This is a genomic window from Chthoniobacter flavus Ellin428, assembly GCF_000173075.1.
Lineage (GTDB): Bacteria > Verrucomicrobiota > Verrucomicrobiia > Chthoniobacterales > Chthoniobacteraceae > Chthoniobacter > Chthoniobacter flavus.
In genome coordinates this window covers 1-14,412 of record NZ_ABVL01000026.1, presented here as the reverse complement: position 1 = coordinate 14,412, position 14,412 = coordinate 1, and the positions used below count along the sequence as shown (strand labels likewise).

Annotated in this window: 8 protein-coding genes; 3 read left to right on the top strand and 5 right to left on the bottom strand. The window is 57.9% G+C overall.

The genetic code is table 11. The features are described from left to right. The first annotated feature begins 254 nt into the window (after positions 1-254). The gene (locus CFE428DRAFT_RS26845) at positions 255-1,181 is read left to right on the top strand and encodes a hypothetical protein (protein WP_006982837.1); all 927 of its coding nucleotides are present in this window, start codon (positions 255-257) and stop codon (positions 1,179-1,181) included. Between the two features lie 299 nt (positions 1,182-1,480). On the opposite strand, the gene CFE428DRAFT_RS34565 is transcribed toward CFE428DRAFT_RS26845, so the two are convergent. The 3 genes from CFE428DRAFT_RS34565 to CFE428DRAFT_RS26830 form a co-directional block, all read right to left on the bottom strand. Beyond that, the gene (locus CFE428DRAFT_RS34565; RefSeq protein ID WP_162145318.1) at positions 1,481-4,684 is read right to left on the bottom strand and encodes a carbohydrate-binding protein; all 3,204 of its coding nucleotides are present in this window, start codon (positions 4,682-4,684) and stop codon (positions 1,481-1,483) included. 244 nt (positions 4,685-4,928) lie between these two features. After that, positions 4,929-9,188, bottom strand: a complete 4,260-nt coding sequence (locus CFE428DRAFT_RS26835) for a CARDB domain-containing protein (protein WP_006982835.1) — start codon at positions 9,186-9,188, stop codon at positions 4,929-4,931. Positions 9,189-9,627: 439 nt separating this feature from the next. Continuing rightward, a complete protein-coding gene (locus tag CFE428DRAFT_RS26830; protein ID WP_006982834.1) occupies positions 9,628-10,377 on the bottom strand; it encodes a hypothetical protein in 750 nt (249 codons plus the stop codon). Positions 10,378-10,768: 391 nt separating this feature from the next. On the opposite strand from CFE428DRAFT_RS26830, the gene CFE428DRAFT_RS41395 reads away from it, so the two are divergent. Further along, positions 10,769-11,062, top strand: coding sequence for an FmdB family zinc ribbon protein (locus tag CFE428DRAFT_RS41395; protein WP_042725884.1), 294 nt, complete (start codon positions 10,769-10,771; stop codon positions 11,060-11,062). A 64-nt stretch (positions 11,063-11,126) separates the two neighbouring features. Here CFE428DRAFT_RS41395 and CFE428DRAFT_RS26820 read toward each other — a convergent pair whose 3' ends face one another. Further along, on the bottom strand, positions 11,127-11,588 hold the full coding sequence (locus CFE428DRAFT_RS26820; RefSeq protein WP_006982833.1) for a hypothetical protein: 462 nt from the start codon (positions 11,586-11,588) through the stop codon (positions 11,127-11,129). Positions 11,589-11,630: 42 nt separating this feature from the next. Further along, a complete protein-coding gene (locus CFE428DRAFT_RS26815) occupies positions 11,631-12,488 on the bottom strand; it encodes a hypothetical protein (RefSeq protein WP_157447644.1) in 858 nt (285 codons plus the stop codon). Between the two features lie 673 nt (positions 12,489-13,161). Here CFE428DRAFT_RS26815 and CFE428DRAFT_RS26810 point away from each other — a divergent pair. Further along, entirely contained in the window at positions 13,162-13,674 is a 513-nt protein-coding gene (locus CFE428DRAFT_RS26810; RefSeq protein WP_042725883.1) for a hypothetical protein, read from the top strand. Positions 13,675-14,412 lie beyond the last annotated feature (738 nt).

Here is a 14,412-nt window from a genome sequence, read left to right as displayed (position 1 = left end):
GCGCTGCGCCCTCTGCGTTTAAATTAGTCGCGACTATAGCTTTACGTCCCGCCGACCAGAGAGATGCGGCGGGCGCCGGGACGGTTGGAAGCTCCGCTTTTTTAGGGGGGATAACCCCGGGTGTTCGCTCGCAGACTCGCTCGACCCGGGGCTAATGTCCTTTGTCCCTCCGGGACAACCCAAACGGGAAGGAAGACTTGGAACACGGGGTGCTTTGTATCACGTGTATTTTGGCCCTGCACGGGCGCTGATCCATGAGACCTTTTATTCTATTTGTCCAGGTGCTGGCCTTGATCCTTTCGGGGGCGGGGATGGGCCTTGCTCAAGAGCCCTTCCATTACGACAAAAGGTCGGTCGTGCGGCAAAAGGATACGGTTTTCGAAAACCAGCTTTATTTCGACCTCTACGCCCAGTCCCAGCCGGCGGATGGCACTTTCATGTGGGGGCTGATTCTTCGGGGACCGGGCAGGATCTTCGGAGCCAGGGGAAAGTTGAGAGCATTCACTCAAGCCGAGTTGAAGCTGGAAATTCTCCCGTCAGACTTGGAGGACGAATTCCGTTGCGCTTTGGACGCGCTGGATCTCGGGCGGCTCCCGCAATCGCCAGACCTGACGAAGGAAAAGCAATATCCCACCGTGCAGATTGAATACGGGGAGATCCATCGCTATGTGGTGCTCTCGCCCGACGCGGATCTGGCGCGCAAGCTCGACGCGTTGGTGGAGGATTTCGTCCAGAAAATGGCCCAGGAACCTCGCCAATCCTGGCATCCTGAGCAGCGCGCTTTCGAGGGCGATGATCAGCCGGCGCAGCCGGTGACATTCCAGGAACTGCTCGCCGACCCTTTCCGCTTCCATGGCAAGCGAGTGCGCGTGACCGGCTACTATAGCAAAGGCGTCTATACCAAAGATGACGGCGTGCTGATGTCCGATCGGGAACCGGAGAGCCAGGGGCAGGAGGAAAAGCCAGGCAAGGAGCGCAGAGGTGCTTTTTGGGTCACTGCCGCTTCCTGTTTCCTGAACAAGAAACACTCCGATTCCAAAGCCATGGATGGCGACCGGATGGTAACGATCGAAGGCACCTTCCATGCCGGGTTCCGTGGCAGTTTGGGGGAATTCAATGGGATCATTAAGCGCGCCACCCGCTTCACCCTCGCCCAGGATCCCCCTTCGAAATCCAGGTAAGCGGGGGAATGAAGAGAAGGATGAAGGCGGAGGGATGAAGGATGAAGAAAGGCGTCACCCGAAAAGAGGACGCCAACATCCAAAAGCCGCGTAGCGCACTTCACTTCATCCTTCATCCCTCATCCCTCATCCTTCTGCCTTTTCCTGCCGTGTCAGCCCGGGCCGACGCGAATTTCTGTAATCCGCGCAATCCGTGCAATCCGTGGTCAAAGACTCCTTTTGTCCGACTTTCGGGGCACTCTCCAAGGATCAAGTGATCGCTGTGATCTCAGTTTGAAGAAGCAAGCGGCAGTGGCCGCTCAGTGCACGGTCACATTCAACCGGAAATACTGCGGCGTGCCCGATGAAGGCACGATGCAGTTGTGTATCTGGCCATCCCCGACGATCCCGGTGTAAGAAGGCACCGGCGCCCACGGGCCGGAGGACAAGTTACTCGCGCTCCAAAGATCGTACGTGCGCGTCACACCCTGATAACCGGTGCCCGAGGCTGGCGTGGCGGTGAAACGGAGGGTGGTTTGCGCTGGGGTCACGGACACGACGGTCAGCGCTGACGGCAACTCAACGTGCCCCGGCGGCAGGCCGAAGATATATTTGTTGAGATTGGTGATCCCGTCGCCGTCGGGCGCGGCGGAGTCGGCGGCATTGCCGCTGTTGGAAATGGTGCCGTAGTAGAGATTGCGCCACGCCTGCTGGTTCGTCCATGTCACCGCCGAGGCGATGGAGGTATAGCCGGAAAACCCGTTTTGATTGTAAGTCCGCAGGCGATAGTAATAAGTCGTTCCCGGAAGAAGATTGCTGTCGCTCAAGGAGGACGTCCCCGTCGCCAGGCTCGCGATCTCGGTGAAATTCTGGTTGTCCGTCGAGCGCTCGATCTTGAAGCCGAGTTCCGTGGTCCCCGGTGGCGTCCAGGTGACCAGGAGCCCATTCTGCGAGACGGTGGCCGCCGCGGATCCCGTCGGCGCGGGCGGAGCGGCAATCGTCGACGTCGGGGTGAAGGAGAAATACTCCATGTTGCAAATGCCGAAACCGCCCTTGAACAGCAGATAAATCGTCTGCACGCCGGAGACGGGAGTCATGGCGGAACTCAGCGAGGTGTAAGTACTGTAACTTCCCGTTCCCAGGACATTGATATTCGCCAGCAACGGCCCGGTGAGGCTGCCGAGGTGGACCTCGATATAGTTGGTGGCGGAAGTCGCGCCGCTGGCCACTTGCAAAGTGATCTGCGCAGCGCCGTTTTGAAAATCGACATTCGCATACTCCGCCCAGTCCCCGTTGTCGCAACTCCCGATCAACGAGGGCTGGACGGTGAGGCCGCTCTGCGCATCCAGCGAGCCGGCCTGGATGGTGGCAAAGGCGTTGTGCCCAGTCACGGCGACCGTGGCGTAATTGCTGAACCCGGATTCATCGGCGCGCACCCGATAGTAATAGGTCCCGGGGAGGACGGTACTGTCGGTATAGCTCGTGGTGTTGGCCGGAAGGCAGGCGATCTGGGTGAAGGTCTGCTGGTTGGTGGAGCGCTCGACCAGGTAGTTCGTTTCGTTGGTCGAGTTATCCGTCCAGGAAAGCTGGACACTGGTGGCGCCGGGTGTTCCGGTCAGGTTGGTCGGCGTGGCGGGGATGCCCGTGTCGAGGGGAGAACCCGCCGTCCATGGTGCGACCGTGGATTCAAAAGCGCCGATATCGGGAGCCGTCCCCGCATAACCGTTGGTGTACGGTGACTCCACAAGGCCGGCGTCGACCGCCGGGGAGCCGCTCTGCACAGTGAAATCCAGCGTGGCCGGGGAGGCAAAGAGCGGGTTGGTGGTGCTGGTGATGTTATTCGATAGGGTGGCGCCCGTGTAAGTCGTCAGCGTGGAGGTGAAGATATTGTTGACGACCTGCGTGCCCGACTGACTGCCCGTGAAAGATCCCGTGAGACTTTTCGAGATGCCGATGGCCGTATTGTTGTACCAAAGAATATTGACGCTCGGGAGGTTATACTGCAGCGCGCTCTGGGTATTGTAGATCAGGTTATGGTCGACGATGAAATTGGACGAATTGTTGTCGAGATACACGCCGACCGCGGGATTGCCCGCGCAAATGTTGTCGTGGAGCTTGTTGTAAGCGATCTCGGTATTCAACCCGCTATGGTTATAAGTATAGATGGAACCCCCGTCGGTGGTCCGCAGCATGGACCGGTAGAGGTCGTTGTTGTGAATATAACCGGCCTGCAAGGAGCGGATGACGAACAAACTCCGGGCCCCATTGTAGCAGGTGTTGTCGGCGATCTCGTGGTTGGTCGAGGTGGAAGAGGAATTGCCCGTATTCACCGCGCCGCAATCGACCTCCAGATAGTCGACATCGTGAATGGTGCAGTTTTCCACGAGATGATAAGTCCCGAGGAGCGTGACCCCATTTCCGGCGCTGTAGGCAATGGTGCTATTGCTCAGGATGTGGTGCGTTCCATTCAGGATGAGGCCGGAATCCTCCATGTGCGGCCCGAAACCGCCGGTGGTGTCGTTCAGAGAGTAATGGCTGACGTAGGAACAGTGGAGATGGTCGAGGGTCAGGTACTGGCTGGTCGAGGAGGAGTTGATGGCGCAGGCAAAAAGGGAGATACCCTGGATGGTGATGTAACCCCGGCCACGCAGATCAAAACCATAGGTGCGCTGCTTCGCCTCGACGAGGTGATTGGCCGGCGAATCATTCTGCGGCGGCCAGAGATAGAGAAGGTGGGCGCTGGCATCGATGAACCATTCGCTCGGCGTGTCGAGCAACGAGAGCAGGCCGAAAAGGTAGTAGGGATTGCCGGCTTGCGGGATGTAGGTGGTGCCGCCGCCGAAGTGCCAGGAAAACTGCAGCGACCCCGAGGCGGAACTGGTCACCGTACCCGTTTGCGCGACCCACACCGGACCGATGACGGTGTGAATGCGGGCGCCGTTGAAAAATCCCGCGGGCTGGGTGAGCGCCGGGTCCGTGTAGGTGCCGGTGTAAGTGCCATCGGAATTAGCCGTGGTATTGTAGCTGCCGGTGGCCGCGGTGGCTTTCACCGGACGGCTCACGTCCAGGGTGGTATTCGGCCACCGGGCCAGATTCATCATCTGCCCATCGACAAACACCTGATCCGAGTCCCCGAGCGAGCCGGTAAAAGGCGCCTGGTAAATGCCCCCACTATAAACGGACCATCCGGTCACGACATCCGCTCCACTCACCGTGACCGATTCGCTGCCGTAGGGTTGATAGGTAATCGCCGCGGATCCATTGCCGGAATTGGCCGGGGTCACCGTTTCGCGATAAACTCCGGCGCGAATGTAACAAACATCGCCGGCGACCATCGTGGAAGCGGCCTTTTGGATGTGCTGAAAGGGAAGGCTGAGCGTGCCGGGATTGCCGTCGCTGCCCGTGGTGGCCACATAATAGTTGGTGGCGAAAGCCCGCGGAATGAGGCTCCCGAGCAGGGCCAGGACAAGCGCGGCCGCCTGGAGGGATGCAAACCGGGATTTCCCGGATGGATCGTGGTTCACCGGGTGAGGGGCTTCATTAGACGGGTTTTTTAGCATGCGGTTGACAGTGCAAGCAGATTTCGGGTGGCTTGGAAAGCGCCGTCTGTTAGTTTTGCGCCGTATTTGGTCGGGCGCCGCCCAGTTGTGCGGCTGTGGCTGGCCCGCTTGGGGGGGCAAGAGGACACCTCGCCCGTGGTGATCCATCTTTTCCTCCGTTTGCCCTTCGTTCCGTCTCGTTGCTGCCGAACCACCATGGGCAACGGGTCTATTCCACCAGCACCTTGTAAAACGCGGCGGTCGTCCCCGGCGGCACGGACGAATCCGTGTAGGTGGCCGTCGTCGAGGAAGGCTCAATGTCCACTGCCAGTATGTCGAAGCTGGCAAAAGCCGGAGTGGGCGAGCGCAGAATCCGATAGCTTTTCCCGACCACTGCTGACCAGGAAACCGTGAAGCTCCCGTTCGGCAATCGCTGCCCCCCGACCAATTTGAAGTTCGAGGTCGGGTCGAGCGGATTCGTCCCGGCAGCAACTTCATCTCCGTCCTTGATCCCGTCGCCATCGGTGTCGGCGAGCAGGGGATTGGTGTGGTAGATGTTTACCTCGTCGCCGTCGTTGATGCCATCGCCGTCCGTATCCGGGTAGCGGGGATCAGTCCCGAGAGCGATCTCTTGAAGATACGTCAGGCCATCGTGATCGGCGTCGTCGTCCGTCGTGATCGCAATACTGTCGAGCTGAACGATCGCATTGTCCGCGCCAATCCCATTCAGCTTGAAGAGCAACTGGCCCGTCTCACCGCCAAGGTAAACGATGGGAATCTCAATGGGAATGGGGCCGGACTCGAGGGCCGCGCCATCGGGCAGATTGACCAGCACTGGGTGGTCGCCGAAACTCACCTCGACGAAATCACCATCCCCGGGATGCGTGAACTGCACATTGAATTTCAAGGTGCTGGCATTCATCGGGATGGTCACATTCTCGTAGATTCCGGCGTTCCCTTGTTCGGTGAGCGTGTAAACCTCATTGGCGTTGCTCACATTGCCAAAGCTCGAAAAGCCAGTAACCGCGACGGGCGCCGGACTCGGAGTCATTGCGAGAGGCTGCATTGCAGCGCTCTGGGGGAAGGGATTGCCAATGAAGGGAGAGTAATAGAAGCCTTCCCCGTAATGGTCCGGATTGGCTATCGTGCGACTGTACCACTCATGCGCATCCTGATGATTAATCAGAATCTGTGATGGAAGCAGGTCCTGCCACCAATGGGTCGGGGCAGTATCAATATCGGCTCCGATATGGTAGGTAGCATCCTGTGTGATCACGTCCGCAACGTCGGATTGGCCGCCGTTGTCGCTCCCATCTCCGGTCAAGGAAAGGAGCATTTTCTCCAAAGACGGCATATTTTTCAGCAATTCCAATCCCGGCACCAACTCCCCGAGAGCCGAGGAGACATACCGGTCAAACTTACCCCCATTACCTTTTACGAACAGCACCTGCGTCCCCCGGAGAAAAGGCGTGTCCAAGGTCGTGACTTGCAATTGCGCCGGATGTCTTTCCGCCAGTAGCGCCAATCCTGCATTCGCTGCCACGAAGCCGCCAGCACTGTGTCCAATCAACTGAATTGGCTTCGTTGCATCGATATGTCCTGCATCGATCTGCTTGGAAAGATAATCTGCCAGCGTGAAACCGTGGGCTTCACCCATCGGCCGGATGTAGATGCATTGAGTCAATAAGACAAGCACGGGGCCGCTCTCGTAAAAAGCGTCCGCCGAGATCGACTCGATCTTTTTCATTAAACTGCTGTTAGGGGGAAATGCTTCCGGCATTTCTTTCGCAGCCGCGTTCAGTAAATCCGAACTGTTCAGGAGTGGAGTGGCATCCTGGCGCCAGTCGTAGAGCAGGATATTGGGTGCGGCATTTGGTCCCAGCTTATTTCGAATGGCCGCCGCCATCTCTTGCATCCATTGGGAATCGACGCTGTCGTTGAGGCCGTGGATGATGACAATCACCCCGTTGTTCCGAAGACTATCGTCAAAGGTAAATCCGTTGACCCCGTCAGCAGCGTACAATGTGGCAGCGTGCGGAACCCCAGCACTACCGTCTGATGGAAACTGCTCGTTGACCTGGGTGGTTTTCGGAAACAGCAGGTCGACATTGGCTTGCGCCGTCAACCCGGCACCATCGGTGACTTTCACTTCCAGATTATGGGTAGTCCCCTGCGTGGCAATGACGGTGGTATCCAGCCCAAGCGAGCTGCCGATCACCGATGTACCGTCGATCTTCCATACCGCAGTGACCGTGCCGGAGCCGCCACTCGGGGTCGCATTCGCTTGTAGATGATAAAAGCTGGACCCAGCGCTCGTCGACGGTGCGCTTGCCTGGATGGCGACAGAAAGTCCGGCCCCAATCGACACACTTGCACTGGCACTGCGTATACCTGTGCCCTGCGAGTAGCTTGCGGAGACGGCGGCGGTTGATGCAGGACCAGAGCCAGCGACGAGAGTGCGGCCGGACATGTGCGTGCCGGTCGGACCACCCGTCACGCTCCACGCGACCTGATTGCTGACATCCTGCGGAGATCCACTGGAGAAATAGGCGGTAGCAGTAAACGCAGCCTGGCCGCCCGCGGTCAGAGCGGATGGGCCGTTGACCGTTAAACTCACCAGGCTTGCTGAAGCCGACACCAGGAACTGATACGGCCCCGAGCTGACGGAGCCCGGATTAATCACCTCGACGCTCCAGATATGAGCCGGCGTTCCAAAATTGGGATTCAAGGTGATCGATGTCCCCGTTTGGGCAATCTTCGTCCGGTTGGCATACGTGATGCCAGTCGTCAGATCGCGTAAGGTCACGGTGCAATTGGGGTCGAAATTGGAGCCATTGACCACGAAGTTTTGCGAAGCATTGCTTCCCGGCACTGGGTTTGGATTTACCGACGTAACACTCGGACCTTGAGGAGCCGTCGGCATGGTGACAGTGATCGTGTTCGAATCCGTCGTACCCGCCGCGTTGGAAGCCCTGATGAAGTAGGTATACGTCGCGCCGGGTGACAAGTTTGCCGAATTGAGAAAACTCGTTCCCGAAATACCCGCTGAGTAGATCACTCCGTTGCGATAGACCGAATATCCTCCGGCGTCGGTCGATGCCGTCCAATTCAATTGGACTTCTGGCCCGGGAATACTGGAATCCCAAACGGGAGAGGTATTGGACAGCGTGAAGGCGCCCGGTGGCCCTTCCGGAGTGGTCAGCGTGACCTCGGTCGTATAGCCCGAGTCTCCGCCCGCGTTATACGCACGCACCCGGTAGCTATAGCTGGTTTGGGGGCTTACGGTGTTGTCCGTGTAATACGCCGCGTTGCTGGAATTGGCTCCTATCACGGCGATTTGCGCATATGATCCACTGCCGGTGCGGCGCTCGATCTTAAAACCGGATTCATTGGTGGAGTTATCATTCCAGCCCAGCAATACGTGGTCTGGGAACACCTGCGCGCCGAGACCATCCGGGGCCACGGGTGTCGTTACGACCTGAAAACCGAAAGTATTCGACTTCTGTCCATCCGGGTTTTTCACGTTGACCGTCCAATTGTCCGCCACCGCCCCCAGTTTAATCGACATCGTCAGCTGCGTGCTGCTCACATATGTCACTTGCGCGGAGGAAAGTGTGCTGCCCCCGCCAGTCCATGTCACCGCTACCGTCGGCTTGTTGACGAAGTTTGCTCCATTGATCGTCAAGATCTGGTTGCCATCGGCGGGGTCGGCGGCGATGGGATTGGGGGTGACGCTGGATATCGATGGGGCGGAACCGGAATCGACTACAGTAAATGTCCGGGAGTATTGATTGTCCCCTTCATCGCTCTCCTGAATATTGTTCAGTGCATCCACCACGAGCACCGCGGTATGCGATCCCGCACTCAGTTTTCCGGGAAATGAGGAACCTTCCACATAGGCTCCGGGATTACTCACTGATACCCCAGACCACGTGGTCGCCAATACACCATCCAAATATAACTGCACCGAATAGAGACCCGACGAAACCCAGTTACCGACATTGGCCCACGTATTGACGAAATAAACGCTGTCATTGGTTGTGATTGTCGCTGGCTCATTTGCCGGAATCACGAATGTCCCTGTCCCGATCCCAATGATATTCGAGCGTCCGGAAACCAGGTACGGAACCAGGTTCACGGAAGTGCCAGTTTGAAAGAAGCGATATGGGGATTGATTGCTCTCCGTCGTATTGACAAAAGTAGTCATGGCCCAGCGGTAGCTGTGGCCTGGGGCGAGATAACCTGAAGGCAGTGAGAAGGTGGTGCCTGTTTTAGGCCCGCCATCATTATTGAAAATGAGGGTATTCGTCGTCAGGTCGCGGATATAAAGCCCATATCCGGTCGCGCCGGAAACGGAACTCCAGGAAAATACCGGGGTCTGGATCGAGACGATTGGTCCTGGCGAACTAGTACTGCCAGGGGAGTTGATCGTCGGTGGCCCCGCCTGACCAAATGCCGAGGCAGCGGCCACCAGGAAAATAAGCAGCATTGGGAGAAGCCGAAGAAGCGCTCTCGTCCGGGAACCGGCTCCAGCGTCAAGGGAAATAGTGTTCATGGGTGAGTTCCCGCGACCTTGTATAAAGCCTTGTCGCATAGCCAAACAAATTGTTTGCTGCTCGCTAATTAATGGAATCCTAAATTAGCGCACCCCTTCGAAGGCGGACGCAAAGTCCTGGTAAAGCGACGGGGTTGCCCCGCAGTCCCATCGGCGTCTCTCCCACAGAGCGGGATCGGTTTTCGACTGCGTACCCCGCCACCTTACCACCGGGGCCCCCCGCTCTGAATGACACGCGGGGGAGCGGCTAATTATTTCACAGTCTCTCAGGATCTGGGCAACAGCCCGCGGACACTCGGTGCGCCCCGGCTCTGCAAGTGAATGTCGAGGCCGTTTGCTGAATCGCCGAGCCACGGGATTGACCACCGCCAGTTCAATTAAAATGCGGTAATTTCTTCTCTTTCAGGTGGGAGTAATCCATGGCCTTCAATTCCTTGGCCGTAAGCTCCCGGCGGATTCCGGTAACGGCTTTCACCTTGAGGCTGGGGCGAAATGTCAGCACCAGGATACTCGGAGCAGTTCCGGCATCGGTGTCATCGTAAAATCGCAGATGGCGACATCCCAAGCGCGACAAAAAGTCGGTCAAGACACAGAATTTGCTGAAGTTATTGGCCGCGTGAAAGAAGGCGCGATGGGCGGATTGATAGTCGCCAAAGCGGACATACGCACCCGCCACATAGCGAAGCATATCTGCTCGGGTCGCCGACCGCAGAACCTCGGCGGCAACCACTCCGTGCAAAGGGTCGCGCGGATCCGCCGTAAAGCTGGTGTTGATTGCCGCCGTGATTTCCGTGCTGCCGAAGAAAATATGCCCACCCTCCGTTTCTTTTTCATCCAGACGTTTCCAGTTTTGCGGCAGCGACTCCTCGACACAGAATTCCCGGAGCACCTTCTCAAAATGGTTCGCCGCGGCGACTTCCGAGCCGTAAAAGCTCTCGATCAAGAAACCATCGCTCGGGGCGCTATGAGCAGGATCCGGCAACGACCGGCCTTCATATTCATCGAGCATCCCGAGCAATTCGAACCGGGCGCGACCCGCCGGCGGACCGGCCTGGGCGATCGTCGAGGCGGAGAGGAGGAAGCTGAGCCCCGCGAGAATGAAAAGGAAGCCTAACTTGTGCATCGGCGTGGGGTAGCTTCTTTGACCCGTGTCCGATCCCGCCCGAAGGCGACCGCGCGAACCGAGAGAGCGATACTTCCGAAGAGGCGACATTCCCCTTTCGTTATCACCCCAAGTCATCCGCAGAAAGCCGATTTTCGGCACGTGGCGAAATGCCCCGCAGATCGGCCGAAAAATTTGAGACAGGGCATTTCTCCTCGTTCTCTCGTGCCCAAACTCTTTGGGCACGAGGGCAAAAGAGTGACCCATTGCGAAGCTGGAGCTTCGGAGACGGGGCATTCCCAAGCTGGAGCTTGGGAACGAGGGGCAAAACCATCCGTTGCACTCCCGCTGTCGAGGCTGGCGTCGTCAATTCCGCGTGGACTGTGACCGATCTTGCGGAGATGATTGAGGGGTGCCCACCTACGATTATCAGTGCGTTAAGTGCAAAACGTACTTCGAAGCCTTTCAACCGATGAGCGCCACCGCCTTCAAGGTGTGCCCAAAAACTCTGTGTCCAAAGAAAAAATGGGGTAAGGGGCAAGTCCAGAGGTTGATCGGGAAAGGCGCTGGGATCATTTTCAAGGGGTCTGGCTTTCACTCGACCGATAACCGCAGTGCAGGTTACAAACTGGCGGCGAAGAAGGAGTGGGGTGGTGAGACAAGGGCAGAGTCTGCACCGAGGGGTGATGTTCCGGATTCAAATTAGGACACTACCCTATTTTGGACAGCAGTGGCTGATTTGTGGATAATGGAAAGGCTGGCCCCTGCGCCTACATTTCGCGGACGTTACTCAGAGAAGGTTCTCTCCGGTCGTCCTCCCAGCTATGAACGGTTATCGCTGCCTTCGGAAAAAGGGCTTTCAGTCGTTCCATGCCATCACCGGTGACAGCGGTTGCGATCAATCTTAGTTCGCGCAAATCCCTATTTTCACCAAGCAGTGGTGCGGTCTTCTCCAGCGCCGCAACGATCTTATCGTTGAAAGCGGGTCCGATCCAGGCAACGCAAAGAACCGCATCGCCATTCAATCGCATGTGTCGATCCGGATGAAGTTTAGCGCGCATAAAAGCATAGAGCCACGCATCGCGCCAGTCCTTGCAATCCCGGTAAGTCTTCGGGGCGTCGCGAATGATGCCAGCTTCTTTTTTCTGTCTAATCTCCGCCAGGATCTCCGCCAGTTCCGGGTCGTCTTTTGCCAGTTCGTCGAACCGCGATGTTTTGGGTTTATCTTTCATGGTTTTTCGCCTGGCCGCTTGGCGTAGGCTCCCACCCGATCATTATAAGTCCACGCCCGACTCTTGTTTTAGTTTCCGGCGGAATGTTTCGAACTGTTTGTCGGAAAAGATACCCACTTTCTTGATCTCTCTGATGACCGGTTTTCCCTGAGCCAGCATGATCGCATACCGGTAAACATAATGCTGCGATTCGCCGGAGTCGGTGCGCATCCAGCCGTCCGACCACACCGTCAGCGCGCCTTTCATCCAGGGCAGGGGGCCTTTCGCCCACGGGCCCAGCGCGGCATCTTCTCCGTCCAGTCGAGCGGCCTCGTCTCCGGTCATCTGAAATACCTTTTCCAATTCCGGAGTCGTGATTTCCCTTTCGACGTACCGCCCGTCCTCCGCGCGCACGAGGATGTCCAGGTCGTACAGTTTCCTTCGACTAATCAGCACCACCACCCATTTCTCATCCGGAGACCACCGCGCCTTCGCGCCTCCCAGGGTAATTCCGTCCGCTGGGGAAAGAAGATCAGCCACCTTTTTTCCATCCTCCAGGCGCACGATCGCCAGCTCACCGGAGTTACCGCTGTTTCCGCGCAACGCGTATTTTTTGTGCGGCGATGGGACGTCGATCTCCTCCGCGCGGGCCACCGCAACGGCGGTCAGAAACAGGAAAAAGAAGACAAAAGCCCGCAGCGGGCGCAGGGCGGTTAAGGCAGACATCCGATGTGATGGCGCGTGTCCTGGCCGGTCATTCTGGACGATGAGGTGACGCCGGAGAATCCCGTCTCCCAGGACGGAACGCTCGTTGTCTCCCGGTCTGATTGTCTGATCGTCTGATTGTCTCATTGCTTCTGCTCCTCTGTTTTCGGCGTCTGCGCCCGGACGGGCGTATCCACCGAGATCTTCTGGCCACATTGCGGACAAAGAAATTTGAGGATCATGCGCGCCTCCGCCGGGAGATTAAGGTGATCCTGCAGGCCGGGGCAATTCATTCCTCGTCCCGGTCGTGGCTTCAATTTCCCCTCGTTCAATTCCCCCTCATTACCAAAGTGGGGCTTTGGTAACGCACCTTTCCGGCGAAACTCGGTTTCGGCGGTGGGGCGGTTGGTCAGGCCGTCCAGCGATCAAACTCCGCAGCGGAATCGTGCCCACCGGCGAGGCCCGCCGCAGCACCGGGGCGTGGTGAAAATACTCAGTCCTTGGGAGCATCCCATGATGCGCCAGCGGGTTCCTCGATGCGATAGCGGCCGGGCCATAGGCTGAATTCCTACCAGGCGCAAAAGGGAGTGCCAATTCGGGCGTGGGCTGGAAAGCGAAACCAGCCGCTCCGCCACCGAAACACAGTTTCGCCGAAGGAGTGCATTACCAAAGCCTCACTTTGGTAACGAGAGAATTTGGAACTCACATCGAGAATTTCGATGGCATTGACACGTTTGGCTCACCCAGATAGGAATCGGCAATGATCCGAGGATATTTCAGGAGTTGGTGGGATGATCGTTTGCGAGCGGCGGTTTTCCCGGTCGTGCGGAGAGTCTATGCAGCGGTGGTGGTCGTCGGTCTTTGCGGGTGTCCTCTTCACGCGCAGCAGGTGAGCAAGGCCGAGACGGTGACGCCGGAGGATTTGGGCTTCACCAAATACATTTTCGAAGCAACCGCCCATGCGGGGGATCTCGTGGTTTTTCGCGAGGACGAGTACGATGACGGCAAACTGAAGAGCCGTTTCGAGACCATTGCCCATCCTTCGGCGACGGGCGGCAAGCACTCCGAGAGCGTGCTGCTGATGGATTGGGGTTTTTTGTCCGCTCAGAGTCGCGGCCCTCTCGGCGGTTCGTATCAACTCAGGGCGGCCAGTTCCACCCATTATCTGGATTTAGCCCGACTGATGGAAACGGCGTCGACGAATGACGTCGATGCACAGTCCCATACCGCGCAAGCCAGATTCACCTTTGAAACGTTGGAATCCCGCAAACGCGTCGTGAAGAAATTCGTCTTCAGCATCTTTACCGAGGCGTATGATTCGGTAAAACACCGGCACCCAAGCCTTCCTGCCGCCGCCGCCGGTGGTTGGGTCTCCGCCGGCCCGGTAGAGGATGTGAAATAGTGGTTTGCGAGACAAAGCGGACTCAATGGAGATAGGTGAGCGGAGCGGGTGAGCGGGATCAACTCTCGCCCCTTTCCCTCTCGTTACCAAAGTGGGGCTTTGGTAACGCACCTTTCCGGCGAAACTCGGTTTCGGGGGTGGGGCGGCTGGTCGGGCCGCCTCCTGCGATCAAACTCTTCGGTCAAATCGTTGGGTGGCGAGGCGAAAAGCGATTCTCCAGATCAGTTGACCTTGATTACGCCCCGATCAAGTTGCCCCCGATCCCGATCCACGATTGCAGGTCGAGTGACATACGCGGAAGGCGCCTTGCGTTGCTGGATTGAAGTTCGCGGACATGATCATTGCCCACCTCCTCCATGGCGGCGACAAAGTCGCTGCGGTGAAGCGGAAGGTTGTCCCGGAGGGACAAAGGAATTTAGCCTGCTCGCCCATCCACCAACCCCCTCTATTCCCCTCCGCCGCCTCGGGGACCAAGCGAGCTTGCGAGCGACACCCCCGGAACACGTCCCCCCACGGATGCGCCCCGGAGGCGGCGCGGGAATTCTTCGCTAGCGGGAGATTCCTCCGCCCCTCCAGGTCGGGCCCGTGTCAAGTGTCAGGAGGTGACCCCGACGCTCTCCTGTCACCCACTTGAAACAGCGAAGAGGTATCTAGGCTCTTCGCTGTTTGGAATGGGTGCCGACGGCTTGGCGTTTGCCCGCGGTGAAATTATGGCAGAGAGCGCGAAGCGCCCCAATC

Bases quoted from the DNA above. Each gene is read 5' to 3' on its own strand.
- CFE428DRAFT_RS26845 (WP_006982837.1), top strand. From the start codon at position 255: ATGAGACCTTTTATTCTATTTGTCCAGGTGCTGGCCTTGATCCTTTCG.
- CFE428DRAFT_RS26815 (WP_157447644.1), bottom strand. From the start codon at position 12,488: ATGTGGCCAGAAGATCTCGGTGGATACGCCCGTCCGGGCGCAGACGCC.
- CFE428DRAFT_RS26835 (WP_006982835.1), bottom strand. From the start codon at position 9,188: ATGCTGCTTATTTTCCTGGTGGCCGCTGCCTCGGCATTTGGTCAGGCG.
- CFE428DRAFT_RS26830 (WP_006982834.1), bottom strand. From the start codon at position 10,377: ATGCACAAGTTAGGCTTCCTTTTCATTCTCGCGGGGCTCAGCTTCCTC.
- CFE428DRAFT_RS26820 (WP_006982833.1), bottom strand. From the start codon at position 11,588: ATGAAAGATAAACCCAAAACATCGCGGTTCGACGAACTGGCAAAAGAC.